We start from the raw sequence: 17,871 nt of genomic DNA, 5'->3' as shown, positions 1-17,871 counted from the left end.
GCGGGCAGCGGGCGCTTCGGCACGCGCGGGCGCCTGCTTGGCGGCCTCGGGCTGGGCGGATTCGGTCTTGGTGGCCGGGGCAGCGTCGGCCTTGGGAGCACGCGGTTTGCGCACGCGCTTTTCGGCGGTATCGCCGGCGTCGGGGGTGTTATCGGACAAGCGGGAATTCCTCGCTAGGCGGCGAGCGCCCGCGTCTGCGGGCGGAGCGTCAGGGACGAAAAGGTTCGAGAAGGGTGCGGCGGGGAACCGCGCCACGGCCCCGGAAACCGGGCCGCGGCAGCCATTCAGGCGCCGGGTATTGCGAAACTAGCACTGCCACAAGGCCACCGCAAGCGCGGCGCCGGCGGGCCGGTTCAGCTGGAGGGCCCGCGGTGGCGGCGTCCGGTGGCGCCGGGCGCCACCGGCATCGAGCCGGGCTTCAGAGCGCCTTGTCGATCATCTGCGCCAGCTGGGCCTTGCCGACGGCACCGATCTGGGTGGCCTGCACCTGGCCATCCTTGAACAGCAACAGCATCGGGATCGAGCGCACGTGGTACTTCATCGCCGTCGCGCGGTTGTGGTCGACGTTGACCTTGGCGATCTTGACGCGGCCGTCGTATGTCTCCGCCAAGTCGTCCAGCGCCGGGGCGATCATTTTGCACGGGCCGCACCACTCGGCCCAGAAGTCGACCAGGACGGGCTCCGACGACTGCAGCACGGCGGAATCGAAGTCGGCATCGCCGACCTGCATGACTTTATCGCTCACGAGACTCTCCTGCGGATGGCGGGCTCCGGCGGCGGGTGCCGGGCAATTTGCCGATGGTTGGCGTTAAACTGGGGCGTTACGCGGTGGCTTCAAGCCCCGCACGCTGCGGTCAGGAAGAAAATCTGGCCGACCCCGGCAGTCTGCTTCGCCGACGCCACCCACGCAAGCGCAGTCCTGCGCGCGGATTCCTGAACGCATGAGCGACAAACCCCTTACCGATATTTCCTTCTCGTCCTTCGACCTGCACCCGAGCCTGTTGGCCGGGCTGGAGTCGGCGGGCTTCACCCGTTGCACCCCGATCCAAGCCATGACCCTGCCGGTGGCGCTGAAGGGCGGCGACGTCGCCGGCCAGGCCCAGACCGGCACCGGCAAGACGCTGGCCTTCCTGGTGGCGGTGATCAATCGCTTGCTGTCGCAGCCGGCGCTGGCCGATCGCAAGCCGGAGGATCCGCGCGCGCTGATCCTGGCGCCGACCCGTGAACTGGCGATCCAGATCCACAAGGACGCGGTCAAGTTCGGCAGCGAACTGGGGCTGAAGTTCGCGCTGGTCTACGGCGGCGTCGACTACGACAAGCAGCGCGAGCTGCTGCAGCAGGGCGTGGACGTGATCATCGCCACCCCCGGCCGGCTGATCGACTACGTGAAGCAGCACAAGGTGGTCAGCCTGCACGCCTGCGAGATCTGCGTGCTGGACGAGGCCGACCGGATGTTCGACCTGGGCTTCATCAAGGACATCCGCTTCCTCCTGCGGCGCATGCCGATCCGCACCGAGCGCCAGACCCTCCTGTTCAGCGCCACCCTCAGCCACCGCGTGCTGGAGCTGGCCTACGAGCACATGAACGAGCCCGAGAAGCTGGTGGTGGAGTCGGAGTTCATCACCAATGCCAAGGTGCGCCAGCTGGTGTACTTCCCCTCCGACGAGGAGAAGATCCCGCTGCTGCTGGGCCTGCTGTCGCGCAGCGAGGGTGCGCGCACGATGGTCTTCGTCAACACCAAGGCCTGGGTCGAGCGGGTCGCCCGTGCGCTGGAGCGGGCCGGCTACCGCGTCGGCGTCCTCAGCGGCGACGTGCCGCAGAAGAAGCGCGAGTCCCTGCTGAACAAGTTCCAGAAGGGCCAGCTGGAGCTGCTGGTCGCCACCGACGTCGCCGCCCGTGGCCTGCACATCGATGGCGTCAGCCACGTCTACAACTACGACCTGCCGTTCGATGCCGAGGACTACGTGCACCGGATCGGGCGCACCGCGCGCCTGGGTGCCGAGGGCGACGCGATCAGCTTCGCCTGCGAGCGCTATGCGATGAGCCTGCCCGACATCGAGACCTACATCGAGCAGAAGCTGCCGACCGCGCCGGTCGAGGCGGACCTGCTGGTGGCGCTGCCGCGGCCCAAGCGCGAGCGGCCCGAGAGCGATGACGGGGACGACGCCGAGGAAGAGAGCATCGGCGCGATCTTCAAGGAGGCCCGCGAGCAGCGCGCCGCCGAGGAAGAACGCCGTGGTGGCGGGCGCGGCAAGGGCCACGCCGGCGCCGGCCGTGGTGCCGGTGGGCGTGGACCCGGCGCGGGCGAAGGCGCACGCGGTGCTCGTCGCCCCCGCCGCGATGCCGCTGCCGGCAAGCCACGCTCTGGTGAGGACGCAGGTGCGCCGGAAGCCACGGCGCAGCCTGCCCCGGACACTGCGAAGGCGACCCCGGCGGCGGTCGACCCGGCGACGGGGGAGCAGCAGCGCCCGCCGCGCAAGCGCCGCCGGCGTCGTGGCGGCCGCAAGGTCGAGGGGCAGGCCGTCGAGGGTGGACAGGCGCAAGGCAATGCGGCGAAGCCGGCCCGCGCGCCGTCCGCCACCTCTGCCGAAACCGAAGCGCGCGGCCCGCGTGCGCCCCGCCAGGTGGCCGCCAACAAGGTGCCACCCCGCGCCAAGGCGCCAGCCGATGCCGACGGTGAAAAGCCCGGTCTGTTCGGTCGCATCAAGCGCGGCCTGAAATCGCTGGTCACCCGCGAGCCCAGCTCCCGCCACTGAGGGTTTCGTGGATCCGGCAACGGGTCCACCGGCAGGGCGGCACGGGCCACCGCCCTAGCCATCGTTGCCGCCCCCGCCGATACTTGGCGCCATCGTCTTCGACAGGTGCGCGATGAGCGTTCTGCGCTTCGACAACGTCAGCAAGCAGTACGGCGGCGGCCAGCAGGCCCTGCGCGAGGTCAGCTTCGAAGTCGGGTCCGGGGAGATGCTGTTCATCACCGGCCATTCCGGCGCGGGCAAGACCACGTTGATGAAGCTGGTGCACCTGGCCGAGCGTCCGACCCGGGGCGCCGTACTGTTCGGCGAGAAGAACCTGATGCGCGTGCGTGGCCGCAGGATCGCCATGCACCGGCGCGAGGTCGGCGTGGTGTTCCAGGACCATCGCCTGCTGGGCGATCGCAGCGTGGCCGACAACGTCGCGTTGCCGCTGTTGCTGCAGGGTCTGCGGCGGGCGGAGATCAACAAGCGCGTGCGCGCGGTGCTCGACCGGGTCAGCCTGGGCACGCGGTCGCAGGCTTTGCCGGCGCAACTGTCGGCGGGCGAACAGCAGCGGGTCGGCATCGCCCGCGCCATTGTCGGGGAGCCGGCACTTCTGGTCGCCGACGAGCCGACCGGCAACCTCGACCCGACCCTCTCGGCCGAGATCATGTCGCTGCTGGAATCCTTGCCGGAACGCGGCACCAGCGTGCTGGTCGCCAGCCATGACCTGGCGCTGGTGAAGCGGATGCGCAAACGCGTGCTGGTGCTCAACCAGGGCCAGCTGGTGGACGACATCCCGCCCGAGGACCTGGCCGAATGAGTGCAGCCCCCCCCCACGAAAGGCTCAAGCCCGGCCGCAACCGCTTCGGTACCTGGTTCGACCACCATGTCTACAGCTTGGTGGCGAGCTTCGGCCGGATGCTGCGCAAGCCGGGCTCGACCCTGCTCACCATTGGCGTGATGGGCGTGGCGCTGGCTTTGCCGCTGGGCCTGTGGGCGGCGCTGGCGAACGTGGAGCGGTTCGCCGGCGACGTCCAGGAAGCGCGACGCGTCAGCCTGTACCTGCAGCCCGGGGTGGAACTGCCACGCGCCCGTGAGCTGGCCGAGCAGCTGCGCGCTCGTCCCGACATCGCCGAGGTCGAGCTGAGGACGCCGGAGCAGGGCCTGCAGGAGTTGCGCGCGAGCTCCGGGCTGGGAGGGGCGTTGGCGAGCCTGGAAGACAATCCGTTGCCGAGCCTGTTGCTGGTGGTCCCGACGGGCGCCGGCGAGGGCCTGGCCGAGTCACTGGAGGCATTGCCGGAGGCGGACATCGTGCAGCACGACGCCGCCTGGCGTGAACGGCTGGACGGCTGGCTGCGCTTTGGCGGTCGCCTGGCCTGGGTGCTTGCGGCGATGCTGGGGTTGGGCGCGTTGCTGGTGGTCGGCAACACCGTGCGGCTGGACATCCAGCAGCGGCGCGAAGAAATCGAGGTGCTGCAACTGCTGGGCGCCACCGACGGCTTCATCCGCCGACCATTCCTCTACCTGGGTGCGTGCTACGGAGCGGTGGCCGGCGCACTGGCGCTTGCCCTGCTGACCGCCGCGGACCTGTCGTTGCGCGCGCCGCTGGCGGACCTGGCACGCAGCTATGGCAGCGGATTCGCGCTGCAGGGTTTCAGCCTGCAACATGCCGTCTTCATCGTGGTCGGTGCCAGCGTCCTTGGCTGGATCGGCGCCGGCCTGGTGACCGGACACTACCTGCGACAGACACGCCCCACGGATACCTGAGACATGAGCGAAGGCCCCGAAAAGCTGCGACACGTGGTGACCGACTCCCCTCGCATCATGGTGGTGGACGGTTCCCGGCTGGTGCGCAAGCTGATCGGCGACGTGCTCGCGAAGGAAGTGGAGAACGCCCGGGTGCTGGCATGCGCGAGCATTGCCGAAGCCCGCGCCGCGCTGGCGGATGGCCCGGTGGACCTGGTGACCACTTCGCTGTCGCTGCCCGACGGCGATGGCATCGAGCTGGCCCGTGCAGTGCGCGAGGCCGCCGGGCAGGCCTACGTGCCGGTGATCGTGGTCTCGGGTGATGCGCAGTCGCACCTGGAGTCGCGGCAGTTCACCGAGGACGTGACCGACTACTTCGACAAGTCGCTGGGCCACACCGCACTGGCGGCCTTCATCCGCGGCTATGTCCAGCCGGAGTCGATACCCGGGGCGCGCGTGCTCTACGTGGAGGACAGCCGGGTGGTCGCACTGGCCACCAAGCGCATGCTCGAGCGCCAGCAGATGGAGGTGCTCCACTTCGTCGGCGTCGAGGAAGCACTCGAGCACCTGGAAAGCCACCGGGGTGGTGAAGACATCGGCACCGACCTGATCCTGACCGACGTCTACCTGAAGGGCGAGCTCGAGGGAAAAGACCTGCTGGAGCGCGTGCGCCGGGAATACGGCTATGGCAAGCGCCGGCTGCCGGTGCTGGTGATGACCGGCGACGCGAATCCGGAGAACCAGAGCGCGCTATTGCGTGCAGGCGCCAACGACCTCGTGCTGAAGCCGATCGAGGAGCGCCTGCTGGTGACCAAGACGCTGTTCCAGTTGCGCCTCTCGAAGCTGGCGTAGCTGCGCCCGCCTTGCCCAAGGGGCTCCCCGGATGTGTAGGAGCGGCTTCAGCCGCGACCCGGGGACCGGTCGCTCCAATGAGACATGATCGCGGCTGAAGCCGCTCCTACGCCCGAAGGAAGTCCCCCATGGGACAGAAGCCTTGGCGTGCATTCCGGGAACATGCCGATGACCGAAGAACGCATCAAGCTGGAGCCGACCTGGAAAGCACGCGTCGGGGACTACCTGCAGCGCGAAGACATGCGTGAGCTGTCGGTTTTCCTGCGTCAGCGCAGCGCGCAGGGCACAAGGATCTTTCCGCCGGGCCCCGAGATCTTCTCGGCTTTCGAAGCCACGCCTTTCGACGCGACGCGGGTGGTGATCCTCGGGCAGGACCCCTACCACGGGGCCGGACAGGCGCATGGCCTGTGCTTCTCGGTACGGCCCGGAGTCCCGGTGCCACCGTCCCTGGTCAACATCCACAAGGAGATCGAGCGCGACCTGGGGATCCCCAGGCCTGCCCACGGGTGCCTGCTGCCGTGGGCCCGGCAGGGGGTGCTGTTGCTCAACTCGGTAATGACGGTGGAGGAGGGCCGGGCCGGTGCGCACCAGGGGCGTGGCTGGGAGGGCTTCACCGACCACGTCATCGAAACCCTGGCGCGGGAGCGCGAGGACCTGGTATTCATGTTGTGGGGCAGCTACGCCCAGAAGAAGGGGGCGGTGATCGATCGCAGTCGCCACCGGGTGCTGAAGGCGCCGCACCCTTCGCCGCTTTCGGCGCACCGTGGCTTCATCGGATGTGGCCACTTTTCGGCCGCCAACGAGTACCTCGTGCGCCGCGGCGGCAAACCGATCGACTGGTCCCTGCCGCCGGTAGGAGCGACGTAAGTCGCGACCGCGATCCTTCCGGCCCTCGCAGCAAACCTGCGGTGACGCGTGTCGCGACTTACGTCGCTCCTACACGTCCAGCCGCTGGGCCTTGACCGGGAACTTACGCGCGCGCTGGCAGTCTTATCCACCCGATGGGGCGCCTTATTGTTCTATGAACGGGATGATGAAACCCCTTTCATGCCCTTAGCACTCACTCATCGCGACTGCTAATATTGTCCACATGACCCAGACCACCGCTTCGAACGCCCTTGTCTCCAACAGCCTGCCGGTGCCTTCGCTCAATGCATTGACTCCGCTGGGTTCGCTGGACGCCTACATTGGTGCGGTGCACAAAATCCCGGTGCTGTCCGTCGAGGACGAGCAGGCACTGGCGCGCCGCTACCGCGATGACGAAGACCTCGACGCCGCCCGCGAGCTGGTCCATTCGCACCTGCGCTTCGTGGTGCACGTCGCACGCGGCTACAACGGCTACGGCCTGCAGCTGGGCGACCTGATCCAGGAAGGCAACATCGGCCTGATGAAGGCGGTCAAGCGCTTCGACCCCGACCAGGGCGTGCGCCTGGTCAGCTTCGCCGTGCACTGGATCCGCGCCGAGATGCACGAGTTCATCCTCAAGAACTGGCGCATCGTGAAGGTCGCGACCACCAAGGCGCAGCGCAAGCTGTTCTTCAACCTGCGCAAGAGCAAGAAGCGCCTGGGCTGGATGAACGCCGAGGAAGTGCGGCTGGTGGCCAAGGACCTCAACGTCTCCGAGCGCGAAGTGCTGGAGATGGAATCCCGCCTGTCGGGGCGCGACATCGGCTTCGATGCGCCGGCGGGCGAGGACGACGACCATGCACCGCCGTCACCTGCCGCCTACCTGCGCACCCACGAGGAGGATCCCTCGCAGATCTACGAGCGCGAGGACGAGGAGGACAGCCAGGTGTCGCTGTTGCACGAGGGGCTGGGCAAGCTCGACGAGCGCTCGCGCGACATCATCGCGCGCCGCTGGCTGGGCAGCGAGAACAAGGTGACGCTCCAGGACCTGGCCGACGAGTACGGCGTGAGCGCAGAGCGCATCCGCCAGATCGAAGCCAACGCGCTGAAGAAGATGCGGGCGCTGTTCGCCGCCTGATCCCGCCTGTGCATGCTGAACTGACGGCCCGGGAAACCGGGCCGTTTGCTTTTGCGCGGCGGCCGCACCAGGCCCGGTGCTAGGCTCGACGGGTCTCCCGAGGAGCCACCCGATGGCCGAGAATGAAAAGCGAATCGCCCTGTTGATCGACGCCGACAATGCGCCTGCGGCCAAGGTCGACGTAATCCTTGCCGAGGTGGCCCGCTATGGCGTCGCCAACGTGCGCCGCGCCTATGGCGACTGGAAGAATCCGCACCTGAAAGGCTGGGAAGCGTGCCTGCACCAGTACGCGATCCGGCCGGTCCAGCAGTTCGCCTACAGCCGCGGCAAGAACGCCTCGGACATGGCGATGGTCATCGATGCCATGGACCTCTTGTATGCGCGCACCCTGGACGGGTTCGCGATCGTGTCGAGCGATGCCGACTTCACGCCACTGGTGATGCGCCTGCTCACCGATGGCGTCAAGGTCTACGGATTCGGCGAGAAGAAGACGCCGGAACCCTTCGTCAACGCCTGCTCGAAGTTCACCTACGTCGAAGCCCTTGGGCAACGGCAGGATGCGGGAACCACTGCCGCGGCCGAGGCGAAGGGAACGGCGGAACTGCAGTCGGACGCGCGCCTGCTGCAGATGCTGCGGGGTGCGGTGGACTCGGCCGGCGGGGAGGACGGGTGGGCGCAGTTGGGCGCCGTGGGGCAGCAGATCGGTAACCAGGCCTCGCTCGATCCGCGCAACTACGGGTACCGGAAGTTGAGCGACCTGATCGAGGCTACCGGCCTGTTCGACGTGCGCCGGGACGAACAGGTGATCTGGGTGAGGGAGAAGCCGAAGGCCAGCCGGGTCGTGAAGAAGGCGCCGGCGCGGAAGCGCAGCCGCTGACGACGGAGAACGCAACCGGCGTCTTCAGGGCGCGCAATGACTGCCGGCGATGACGGTCCGGACGCGTTCCACCAGGGCCGCCACCGTCCCGGCATCGCCCCGGCCGAATTGCAGGTCCGCCTCCGCATCACGCAGGCGGACCGCCCACTGGTTGCACAGGTCTTCCTGCGATACCGCTTCACAGGTGTCGCGCCGCACCTCGCAGGCCGCGCCCGCGCCGCCGGTGCGGCTGCCATCCAGTCCATGCGTGCGTAGCGGCGCGCAGCGTTCGGGCGGCGAGCCATCGTCGTGCAGGTAGCGTCGGTCGTCCCAGGTGCGGCAGGCGAACAGCGGCGGGGGTTCACCGGATTCCGGTGGTGGCGCAGCATCCACGGCAGCCGCTGCCGGTTGCGGCATCGGCGCGAGTGGCACCAGGGGACCGACCGGCTCGGGAGCTGCCGGTGGCGAAGCCGGGCCGGATGGGGCCGGGGGCATGACTGGCACCGGATCGGACTCCATCACCCGGCGCTCCTGGCGACTGCCCTTCGGGCAGGGCTGGTCGTTCTGTACGGTGAGTTCGCCACTGGCGTCGGTGCAGCGATAGATCACCACCCTGTCCTGCGCCAGGACGGTGCTCGAGGCGCCTCCGAGGAGGCCGGCCAGCAGGAGGGCCGATCCGAATTGCGGGAGGTTCATTCAGGGCATTCCATGTCGAGGCGGGCCTGGATGGCCCGGCGCTCCGTAATGATCGCTTCCCGCTCACTCTGCAGGGCGCTGTTGTACCCGCGCCACAGCTCACGTGACCGGTCCCGCAGCCGCTCGCAGACCTCGGCCGGGGGGATCGGGTGGCACTGATCCCGGATCCATGTGCCAGCGCCGTAGGGCGCGTTCGAACCGATGGGCGCCGCGGGACGCAGCCCGTCTCCCGTGGGCGGCCGAGGCGTCGGGCGACCTACGTTGTCGAAGACCAGCCCGTTGTCACCGCCGGATACTGCCGGCCGCACCGGGGGCAGCCCGGGGCGGGGACGGTACGGACCGTGGTACACCGGGTAGCCCAGCGTCCACATCGGCACCCAGCGCGGGTTCCCCGCCGGGCTGTCGCTGGTGTAGACCTCGCCATCCGGCGTGGTGCACTCATAGGTCGGTGGTGGCGCATGGACCACCACCACCTCGCGCCGGACCGGCACCGCGGGGGTGGGCCGGCTGGTTTCGGGAGCGGCCGCCGCAGGGGCGGCCGGCAGGACCGGGCGCGGCGGCGGATCCTCCGGTCTCTGCATGGTCCGGGCCTCCTGCTGCTGGCCCTTCGGGCACGGGTCGTCGCTCAGGGTCACGGCGCCATCGGGGCCGGTGCAGCGGTAAATGGTGATATCCGCGGCCGCCGCCGGCGCTGCGGGCCTCGCCAGCGTCGCGATCAGCAAAACGGCGATGGAGAGTCCGGAGCGCAGCATCCCGACATCTTGCGCCGGGAGCGACGGGCAGGAAAGCCGGCGCCGTGGTGGCATTCAGTTCCGCAGGATGCCGAGGTCGCGGGCGTCGCGGATCGGCGTCGGTGCCGCCAGCTCGCCGGCTTGCCCGGGTGTCACCGCGTCGATCTTTGAAAGCAGTGCGGGGTCCAGCGCTTCGCGCGTGCGTGCGGGTGGCTGGCCGGAGAGGTTGGCGCTGGTCGAGACCAGCGGAGCGCCGAAGCCGCGGCTCAGCGATGCCGCTACCGGGTGGGCGCTCACGCGGACCGCAACCGCGCGGTGCGCCCCGGTGACCCATGCCGGCACCCTGGGTGTTGCCGGAACCACCCAGGTATGCGGGCCGGGCCAGCTGGCCTGGACGAGCTCGCGACGACCGGGCGGCAGGACGTCCCAGTCCACCAGGCCCGAAAGCTGGGCGACATCCCCGGCCAGCAGGATCAGTCCCTTCTCGACCGGACGCTGCTTGATCGCAAGCAGGCGTTGGACGGCATGCTGGTCGAACGGATCACAGCCCAGCCCCCAGACCGCCTCGGTGGGGTAAGCGATGATGCCGCCGGTTCGCAGGGCGGCGATGGCGGGGGCAAGGTCGGGATTCATGTCCGGGTTCGAACGGGTAAGGTCATTTGTAGGAGCGGCTTCAGCCGCGATCGTGGAGCCGGCGGGCGACCAGTCATCCGATCGCGGCTGAAGCCGCTCCTACAGAAGCGCAGTCAGGCGCCGGTCTTTTTGGGGACCGTCTTCTTTGTCGTCTTCTTGGCCGTTTTCTTGGTGGCCTTCTTCGCTGTCTTCTTCGCGGCTTTCTTCGTCGCCTTCTTGGCAGGCGCCTTCTTGGCCGCGGCCTTCTTCGCCGGGGCCTTCTTGGCGGCCTTCTTGCCGAAGCGCCCGCGGGCGGGCTTGCCGGTTTCCTCCAACAGCTTGGTCACTTCCTCCAGGGTCAGCGAGGCCGGCTCGCGATCCTTCGGGATCTTGCCGTTGAGCTGGCCATTGCTGATGTACGGGCCGTAGCGGCCATTGAGGACCTGGATGTCGCTGCCCTCGAACTCCTTGATGATCCGGTTGCGCGCGATCTCTTCCTTTTCCTCGATCAGGAATACCGCACGCTCCAGGTCGACCTTGTACGGGTCGTCCTCCTTCTTCAGCGAGGCGTACACGCTGCCGCGCTTGGCGAACGGCCCGAAGCGGCCAATGCCGACGCTGACCTCCTCGCCGTTGTGCTCGCCCAGGGTGCGCGGCAGCTTGAACAGCTCCAGCGCGTCCTCCAGGGAAATCGTGTGCATGCTCTGCCCCGGGCGGAGCGAGGCGAACTTCGGCTTGTCCTCGGCATCCTCGGCGGTGCTGCCGATCGCCGCGTAGGGGCCGTAGCGACCCAGCCGCACGCTCACCGGCTTGCCGGTCTTGGGGTCGGTGCCAAGCTCGCGCGCACCGGTGGCCTCGCTGCGGTCGACCGACTCCATCTTGTCGTCGACCATCTCCTTGAACGGGCTCCAGAACCGCTCCATCAGCGGGATCCATTCTTCCTCGCCGCGCGACACCGCATCCAGCTCATCCTCGAGCTTGGCGGTGAAGTCGTAATCGACGTAGCGGGTGAAGTGGCTGGACAGGAACTTGCTCACCGCCCGGCCGACGTCGGAGGGATGGAAGCGCTTGTTCTCCAGCTCCACGTACTTGCGGAACAGGAGCGTGGCGATGATCGACGCGTAGGTCGAAGGACGGCCGATACCGTATTCCTCCAGCGCCTTGACCAGGCTCGCTTCGGAGTACCTCGGCGGCGGCTCGGTGAAATGCTGGTCGGCATGGATGCGGTCGAGCGGGATGCGGTCGCCGGTCTTCATCGCCGGCAGCTTGCGGCCCTCGTCCTCGGCGTCGGCGGCCTTGGCGTCCTTGCCTTCCTCGTAGACGGCCAGGAAGCCGGGATCGATCACGGTGGTGCCGGAGACGCGGAAGCTGTGCTCGCTGCCGGCGGCAAGGTCGACTGAAACCGTGTTGAGGGTGGCCGGCACCATCTGGCTGGCCACCGCGCGCTTCCACACCAGCTCGTACAGCCGGCGGGCGTCGTCCTCCAGGAAACGCGACACCGAAGCCGGCGTACGCAGCGCGGACGTGGGGCGCACCGCTTCGTGGGCCTCCTGCGCGTTCTTGGACTTGGACTTGTAGACGTTCGGCTGGTCGGGCACGGCACCGGTACCGTAGTCCCGGGCGATCACGTCGCGGATCTCCGCCACCGCATCCACCGACAGCGCCACCGAGTCGGTACGCATGTAGGTGATCAGGCCGACGGTGCCTTCGTCGCCCAGCGCCACGCCTTCGTACAGTTTCTGCGCGACCTGCATGGTGCGCTTGGTAGTGAAGCCGAGCTTGCGCGCGGCCTCCTGCTGCAGCGTGGAGGTGGTGAATGGCGCGGCCGGGCGGCGCTTGCGTTCCTTGCTGGTGACGTCGGTGACGTGGAGCGCGCCACTGGCCGCGGAGGCAATGCGCTGCCGGGCCGCTTCGGCGGTCTCGCCGTCGGTGATGGTGAACTGCTCGAACTTCTTGCCGTCGAGCTTGGTCAGCCGCGCAGAGAAAGCCTGGCTCGGGTGCTGGCACTCGGCCTCGATCGACCAGTACTCGCGCGCCTTGAAGGCTTCGATCTCTTCCTCGCGCTCGACGATCATGCGCAGTGCCGGCGACTGCACCCGGCCGGCCGACAGCCCCCGTTGCACCTTGCGCCACAGCACCGGCGAAAGGTTGAAGCCGACCAGGTAATCCAGTGCCCGACGCGCCTGCTGGGCGTCGACCAGCGGCGCGGCGATGTCGCGCGGGCGGGTCATCGCCTCGCTGATCGCGCGGGGGGTGATTTCAGTGAACACCACGCGCCGCAGCGGCTTGCCGTCGAGCAGACCGCGTTCGCGCAGGATTTCCGCGATGTGCCAGCTGATCGCCTCGCCCTCGCGATCCGGGTCGGTCGCGAGGAAGACGGCTTCGGCCTTCCTGGCAGCCTTGGCGATGGCTTCGACGTGCTTTTCGTTCTTCTCGATGAGGTCGTAGCGCATGGCGAAGCCGGCGTCCGGATCCACCGCGCCCTCCTTCGGCACCAGGTCACGCACGTGACCGTAGGAGGCCAGGACGATGAAGTCCTTGCCCAGGTACTTGTTGATCGTCTTGGCCTTGGCGGGGGACTCGACGATGAGGAGGTTCTTGGCCATACGAGGCAAAGCCTGTCGTTGGGGGCGGGGGCGCGGCGTGAAGCGGATGGCCGGCGGTCAAAGAACGCAACGCCCGCAACCGGGGGTCGCGGGCGCCTGCAGCCATCTTCTATTAATAGTGGAATCACGCGGCCGGCGCAGTTGTCAAGCTCTGCCCCGGAAGGAGCGGAAGCGCGACCGCGGGCCATGGTACCGGTTGTTGCGTCCCCCGGTCAGTGACGATCACCTCCCCCGGGCCGCGTCGGATCCTCAGCCGCGGCAGTTTGCCGGGAGCACCTTGTCGGCCAGGTCGGACCAGCACACCCATTCCCGGGCCTCGGCGTCGTACTCGAGCCAGAGCATCCCGTTGGCGAGCTCCTCATTGAGGTCGGCGGCCAGGGTCAGCTCGATGCCGCAACCACCGGTATCCGGCAGGGTGCCTACCCGCATGCCCGCCACCGAAGACGATCCGGGCGGGGTGTCGCCCGCTTCCGGGCAGGTGCCGGCACGGATGGCGTCCTCGATCTCGGCCCGCGATTGCGCAGTGGTGGCATAGGCCTCCGCCACGCGGGCGCGGAGGGTGTAGTCGTTGTAGGCCGGCACGGCGATGGCCGCGACGATCCCGAGCACCGCCAGCCCCACGAAGCCCACCACCAGGGCGATGATGGCCACTGCGACGCCCGGAAGCTTGTGCCGCTGTCGCTCCGGATGCTCGGTCCATGCCCATCGGTCCACGACGAGGGTGCCGGCGACCATGTCGTGCAGCCCCTGCTTGCGCCCGGTCCAGCCCGCCATCATGTAGCCGATGTAGAAGGTGATGTAGTTCAGCGCGGCGGCGAACCAGCGGCCGAGCGCATGCCCGAAGCCGATGCGGTTGCCGTCGCGGTCGGTGACCTTGATGCCCAGGGCGCGCTTGCCCAGCGTGGCTTGGTGGCGGGAGCTTTCCTGCAGCGCGAAATACAGCGGCGAGACCAGCAGGAACAGGCCGTAGTAGGTCAGGTTGAACGCGACCATGGCGGCGTCTTCACCGACCATGGCAGCCACTACGAAAGCGAGCACCATCCCCACCAGCGTCAGTGGCACGGCGTAGATCAGGCCATCCAGGAACAGCGCGGCATAGCGCCTCCAGAAGCCGGCGTAGGCGATGGCGGGTGTTTGGGCAGCGTTGGTCATTCGTCGTCCCCCTCGACGGCGTTCTACATGCGGAACCGGAATCGGAAACGGCCGCCTCGCTCCCCGCGACGCGGCCGTTCAGGAATAGTGCCGCAGCCGTCGACCGGCCGCCACCCCCTTGCCTCAGTGCACCGGCTCGGGCTCGTCGGCGAACATCTGGGTCTCCATCCAGGCATAGGCGGCCTCGCTGCCGGGCTGGTTGAACAGCACCATCAGCACCACCCACTTGAGGTCGTCCAGGTCGACCTCGTCCTGGTCGAGCGCCATCGCCCGGTCGAGCACCAGCTCGCGCTGGCCGGCATCGAGCACGCTGTGCTGCTCAAGGAACAGGAGGAAACCCCGGCACTCCGCATCCAGCCGGTCCATCTCCTGCGGCGCATAGACCCGGGTCGGGCCATCGGCGCGCGCGGGGGTTGCCGGCGGGCGCTGGTTGGCGAGCTCGTCGAGCCACTCGAAGGCCTTGTTGATCTCGGCCGGGCTGAAGCCGGCCTGGCCCAGCTCGTCGAACAGCGGGCCGCTCTGCAGGTTGTCTCGATCGCGGACCAGGTCCGCATCCTCGGCGAAGTAGTGCTCGAAGAGGTACAGCAGGACGTCAAGAATGCTTTCTTTCATTTGCCCTCGGCCTGCGCCGCAGTTGGCGCGGTGGGTCTGGAGTAGACAGGAACCGTCGACCCTTCAGGCAATGGGTCAGCGGTTGCGGAAGTACCGGCCATGCTGCGCCGTGACGCGACCCTCAAGCTCCATTGGCAGCAGCATGGAGGACAGCTGTGCAGGCGTCAATCCGGTGCGCGCGACCAGCTGGTCCATATCCGTGGGGTCGTGACCCAGTGCCGACCACAACTTCTGGTGGTCGGCGTCCAGTGGGGGTGGAGGTTCGGGAAAGTCCGCGGTGGCGGCCGGCGGTGGCGGGGCGGGCGGCCGGCCGCGGGTGCCGGGACGCCCACGGGGGCTCAAGGGAGTGGCATCTGGAGGGGATGTGGGGATCGACAGGGCGCGACGCAAGTCCGAGGCCAAGTGCTGGCTGGCGGGCAGGAGCAGCTGCAGCACTTCTTCAGGGGTCTCGACCAGCGCCGCGCCCTCCCGGATCAACCGGTGGCAGCCGCGTGCGACGGGATTGTGGATGGAGCCGGGCAGCGCCATGACTTCCCGCCCGCACTCGCCGGCCAGTCTCGCGGTGATCAGCGCGCCCGAGCGCATCGCCGCCTCGACCACCAGGGTGCCCAGCGTGAGGCCCGCAAGGATGCGGTTGCGACTCGGGAAGTGCGCCTTGCGCGCCTGCGTCCCCGGCAGGTACTCGCTGACGACGGCCCCATGCGCGATGACGGCCTCGTGCAGCCGGGCGTTGCTTCGCGGATAGGGCACGTCCGGCCCCGTGCCCAATACCGCCACCGTGGGCGCGCCGGCGTCGAGGACGGCCTGGTGGGCGGCGGTGTCGACACCGGCCGCCAGCCCACTCGCCACCAGCAGGCCGCTACCGGAGAGGGCACGGGCGAACCGGGCGGCGTTGTCGCGGCCGCCGGGCGAGGGCGACCGGCTGCCGACCACCGCGATGCCTGACCGCCACAGGAGCGACGGATCCCCCGCCACGAACAGCGCCAGTGGAGGATTCGGGCTGTTGACGAGAAGCGTCGGATAGTCGCTGCCGTTCCAGCCGATCAGGTGGTGTCCCGGCCGCGCCAGCCACTCCCGGGCGCGTACCAGCGCCTCCGATGGTGGCGATCTCAGGACTGCGATCTGGTTCCGCTCCAGGCCGCAGGCGCGCCAGAAGGGTTCTCCGCGCTCCAGCGCCAGCGATGGAGCGGCATTCGAGAGCAGGCGCCTGCGGGGTTCCAGCGCCCCCCCGCAGGCGACCAGGCGGAGCAGCGCGTCGTCGTCGGCGAGCCGGCTGTCGCCGTCGGCAGGCAGCCGGACCGGAGGGGCCGGGGATGTGAATGGGAAGGGCGCTTGCTGGGATGTCGGCATCCGACCAGCGTCCGCCGGAAACGACGACGGCGCCCTGGGGCGCCGTCGCGTGCTGCGGTAGGAAAACGCCGCGAGCGATATCAGTAGGGCGCGTCCGGGTGCTTGAGCTCATGACCGACGCGGATCGGGCGGATGCCGTCCATCACCAGCGCATAGCTGACCTTGTCGAAGGTCCGGAACACCATCATGTGGCCAGCGAACTCGTCCGGCAGCCGGACCTCGGATGCGCGGCCATAGCTGTCGGGGCTGCGGTCCCAGGCGCTGGTGAGGCGGTCAGGCTCGACATCACCCACTTCCCAGCTCGAGAACACGGTGCCGTTGTCGACGCCATCGCGCGCACCGACCGACAGCGCGACCACGTCGCGGTTGCCGCCGGTGCTGAGCATGTCCGCCACCGCCAGCACGCGGGCCCGGCCGTATTCCAGCTGCTGGCTCGGGGCGTGCGGGAAGAACTGCAGGTCGTAGGGCTGTGCCTCGACCGGGATCAGCCGGTCGCCGACGCGTACTTCCCGCCCGCTGTCGTCCAGCAGCAGCGTGGTGACCTCGATGCCGCCCACCTCGCCCCGGGTCACGGTGCCGGTGTTCTGCTGCATCAGCTCGTAGCCCAGCAGCTCGTGGCCGTTGTCGGACACCACTGCGTTGGTCCAGAACTGCTCGAAATCGACCGTGCGGCGACCGCGGAAGTCCAGGTCGTCCTTGTGGAAGATGTCGCAGCAGGCTTCCCGGTCCAGCCGCGTGTAGCGCTGGGTCGGGCGCACCACCTGGTAGCGCTGGCCCGGCTGGGCCTCGGGCAGGCCCTTCACGTAGGCGACCTGTCCCTGGGTGGTGCGCAGGCGGCCTTCCTCGAGGGCGACCACGTGCGGCAGGTGTTCGAACTGGTCGACCACCCGCAGGTCCTTCAGGAACGGTTCCACTTCCGACAGCGGCACGCCGGTCACCGGCTCGGCCTGGCGCGGACCCGGATCGGCAGTCACGCGGTTCAGGTACGCCAGCGACAGCACGTCGCCCGGGTAGATGAGGTGGGGATTCTCGACCTGCGGATTGGCCTGCCAGATCTCCGGCCACAGCCACGGCTTCTCTAGGAAGCGCCCGGCGATATCCCACAAGGTGTCACCCTTCTTCACCACATAGGTGTCCGGATGGTCGCCACGGATTTCGGCGGCCATCGCAAAGGTGGCAATCGTCAACAGCGCAGCGGTCATTGCCGTGCGGATCGGTTTCAACATGGCGGCTTTACCTGATTCCCCTAGCAGGTGCACCCACGGGTCAATATCTGACCGGGGCCGTCGGCACTATAGCCCAGAAGAACCGCGGCATTGCAAGCCTGCCGCCGGTATATCGGCGTTACAATGGGCCCGCAGCTTGTGTATGTGACCCACACCCCCATTTTTCGAGCCATGGCCCTGTTACCGATCCTCGAGTTTCCCGACCCCCGCCTGCGCACCGTCGCCGCCGCGGTCGACCCGGCGCAGGTGGCGTCCCCGCAGTTCCAGCAGTTGCTGGACGACATGTTCGAGACCATGTACGACGCCCCCGGCATCGGCCTTGCGGCCAGCCAGGTGGACGTGCACCAGCGCTTCATGGTCATTGACGTGTCGGAAGAGCACGACGCGCCGATGGTGTTCATCAATCCGGAAATCACCGAGCGCACCGGCAGCCAGGTGTGCCAGGAGGGCTGCCTCTCGGTGCCGGGCATCTTCGCCGACGTCGAACGAGCCGACAGCATCATCGTCAAGGCGCTCGGGCGCGACGGCAAGCCGTTCGAGCTGCAGGCGGGCGGCCTGCTGGCGGTCTGCGTGCAGCACGAGATGGACCACCTGCTGGGCAAGCTGTTCGTCGACTACCTGTCGCCGCTGAAGCGCGAGATGGTGCGCAAGAAGCTCGCCAAGGCGCGCCGCAACGCCGCCTGAGCCGCCGATGCCGCCTTGTAAGATGGCGG

General features: G+C 68.5%; 17 protein-coding genes. 8 read left to right on the top strand and 9 right to left on the bottom strand.

Annotated elements, in window-relative coordinates; genetic code table 11:
- Positions 1 to 418 precede the first annotated feature (418 nt).
- On the bottom strand, positions 419 to 745 hold the full coding sequence (gene trxA, locus B5D37_RS06655; RefSeq protein ID WP_078757930.1) for a thioredoxin TrxA: 327 nt from the start codon (positions 743 to 745) through the stop codon (positions 419 to 421).
- A 196-nt stretch (positions 746 to 941) separates the two neighbouring features.
- Between trxA and rhlB the strand changes: the two genes are divergently transcribed.
- From rhlB to B5D37_RS06620, 7 genes are all read left to right on the top strand, one after another.
- A complete protein-coding gene (rhlB, locus tag B5D37_RS06650) occupies positions 942 to 2,756 on the top strand; it encodes an ATP-dependent RNA helicase RhlB (RefSeq protein WP_078757929.1) in 1,815 nt (604 codons plus the stop codon).
- Positions 2,757 to 2,868: 112 nt separating this feature from the next.
- Complete coding sequence (ftsE, locus tag B5D37_RS06645; RefSeq protein WP_078757928.1) at positions 2,869 to 3,555, top strand: cell division ATP-binding protein FtsE; 687 nt, start codon at positions 2,869 to 2,871, stop codon at positions 3,553 to 3,555.
- Complete coding sequence (gene ftsX, locus B5D37_RS06640) at positions 3,552 to 4,502, top strand: permease-like cell division protein FtsX (RefSeq protein WP_078757927.1); 951 nt, start codon at positions 3,552 to 3,554, stop codon at positions 4,500 to 4,502. Before ftsE ends, ftsX begins: the two co-directional genes overlap by 4 nt.
- A 3-nt stretch (positions 4,503 to 4,505) precedes the next feature.
- On the top strand, positions 4,506 to 5,333 hold the full coding sequence (locus tag B5D37_RS06635; RefSeq protein ID WP_078757926.1) for a response regulator: 828 nt from the start codon (positions 4,506 to 4,508) through the stop codon (positions 5,331 to 5,333).
- 162 nt (positions 5,334 to 5,495) lie between these two features.
- A complete protein-coding gene (ung, locus tag B5D37_RS06630; protein ID WP_425478038.1) occupies positions 5,496 to 6,200 on the top strand; it encodes a uracil-DNA glycosylase in 705 nt (234 codons plus the stop codon).
- 223 nt (positions 6,201 to 6,423) lie between these two features.
- Positions 6,424 to 7,317: an RNA polymerase sigma factor RpoH gene (gene rpoH / locus B5D37_RS06625; protein WP_078757925.1), complete on the top strand. Its 894-nt coding sequence runs from the start codon at positions 6,424 to 6,426 to the stop codon at positions 7,315 to 7,317.
- Positions 7,318 to 7,429: 112 nt separating this feature from the next.
- Positions 7,430 to 8,194: an NYN domain-containing protein gene (locus B5D37_RS06620; RefSeq protein ID WP_078757924.1), complete on the top strand. Its 765-nt coding sequence runs from the start codon at positions 7,430 to 7,432 to the stop codon at positions 8,192 to 8,194.
- A 24-nt stretch (positions 8,195 to 8,218) separates the two neighbouring features.
- On the opposite strand, the gene B5D37_RS06615 is transcribed toward B5D37_RS06620, so the two are convergent.
- From B5D37_RS06615 to B5D37_RS06580, 8 genes are all read right to left on the bottom strand, one after another.
- The gene (locus B5D37_RS06615) at positions 8,219 to 8,869 is read right to left on the bottom strand and encodes a DUF4124 domain-containing protein (protein ID WP_078757923.1); all 651 of its coding nucleotides are present in this window, start codon (positions 8,867 to 8,869) and stop codon (positions 8,219 to 8,221) included.
- Complete coding sequence (locus B5D37_RS06610; protein ID WP_234987730.1) at positions 8,866 to 9,621, bottom strand: DUF4124 domain-containing protein; 756 nt, start codon at positions 9,619 to 9,621, stop codon at positions 8,866 to 8,868. The genes B5D37_RS06615 and B5D37_RS06610 overlap by 4 nt, the downstream gene beginning before the upstream one ends.
- Positions 9,622 to 9,675: 54 nt before the next feature.
- Positions 9,676 to 10,233 (bottom strand): L-threonylcarbamoyladenylate synthase type 1 TsaC, encoded by a 558-nt coding sequence (gene tsaC / locus B5D37_RS06605; protein WP_078757921.1) that lies wholly within the window; start codon positions 10,231 to 10,233, stop codon positions 9,676 to 9,678.
- A gap of 113 nt (positions 10,234 to 10,346) precedes the next feature.
- Positions 10,347 to 12,818: a DNA topoisomerase I gene (locus B5D37_RS06600; RefSeq protein ID WP_078757920.1), complete on the bottom strand. Its 2,472-nt coding sequence runs from the start codon at positions 12,816 to 12,818 to the stop codon at positions 10,347 to 10,349.
- Between the two features lie 249 nt (positions 12,819 to 13,067).
- Entirely contained in the window at positions 13,068 to 13,970 is a 903-nt protein-coding gene (locus B5D37_RS06595) for an RDD family protein (protein ID WP_078757919.1), read from the bottom strand.
- Between the two features lie 123 nt (positions 13,971 to 14,093).
- The gene (locus B5D37_RS06590) at positions 14,094 to 14,582 is read right to left on the bottom strand and encodes a DUF494 family protein (RefSeq protein ID WP_078757918.1); all 489 of its coding nucleotides are present in this window, start codon (positions 14,580 to 14,582) and stop codon (positions 14,094 to 14,096) included.
- 75 nt (positions 14,583 to 14,657) lie between these two features.
- Entirely contained in the window at positions 14,658 to 15,932 is a 1,275-nt protein-coding gene (dprA, locus tag B5D37_RS06585) for a DNA-processing protein DprA (protein ID WP_078757917.1), read from the bottom strand.
- 80 nt (positions 15,933 to 16,012) lie between these two features.
- Entirely contained in the window at positions 16,013 to 17,158 is a 1,146-nt protein-coding gene (locus B5D37_RS06580; RefSeq protein ID WP_078757916.1) for a LysM peptidoglycan-binding domain-containing protein, read from the bottom strand.
- A 171-nt stretch (positions 17,159 to 17,329) separates the two neighbouring features.
- On the opposite strand from B5D37_RS06580, the gene def reads away from it, so the two are divergent.
- Complete coding sequence (def, locus tag B5D37_RS06575; RefSeq protein ID WP_078757915.1) at positions 17,330 to 17,842, top strand: peptide deformylase; 513 nt, start codon at positions 17,330 to 17,332, stop codon at positions 17,840 to 17,842.
- The last annotated feature ends 29 nt before the right edge of the window (positions 17,843 to 17,871 follow it).

The sequence above is a fragment of the Lysobacter spongiicola DSM 21749 genome, from assembly GCF_900167055.1.
In the GTDB taxonomy this organism is placed as follows: Bacteria; Pseudomonadota; Gammaproteobacteria; order Xanthomonadales; family Xanthomonadaceae; genus Novilysobacter; species Novilysobacter spongiicola.
Note: the sequence above shows the minus strand (reverse complement) of the source record. Positions and strands in the feature narration are given on the sequence as shown.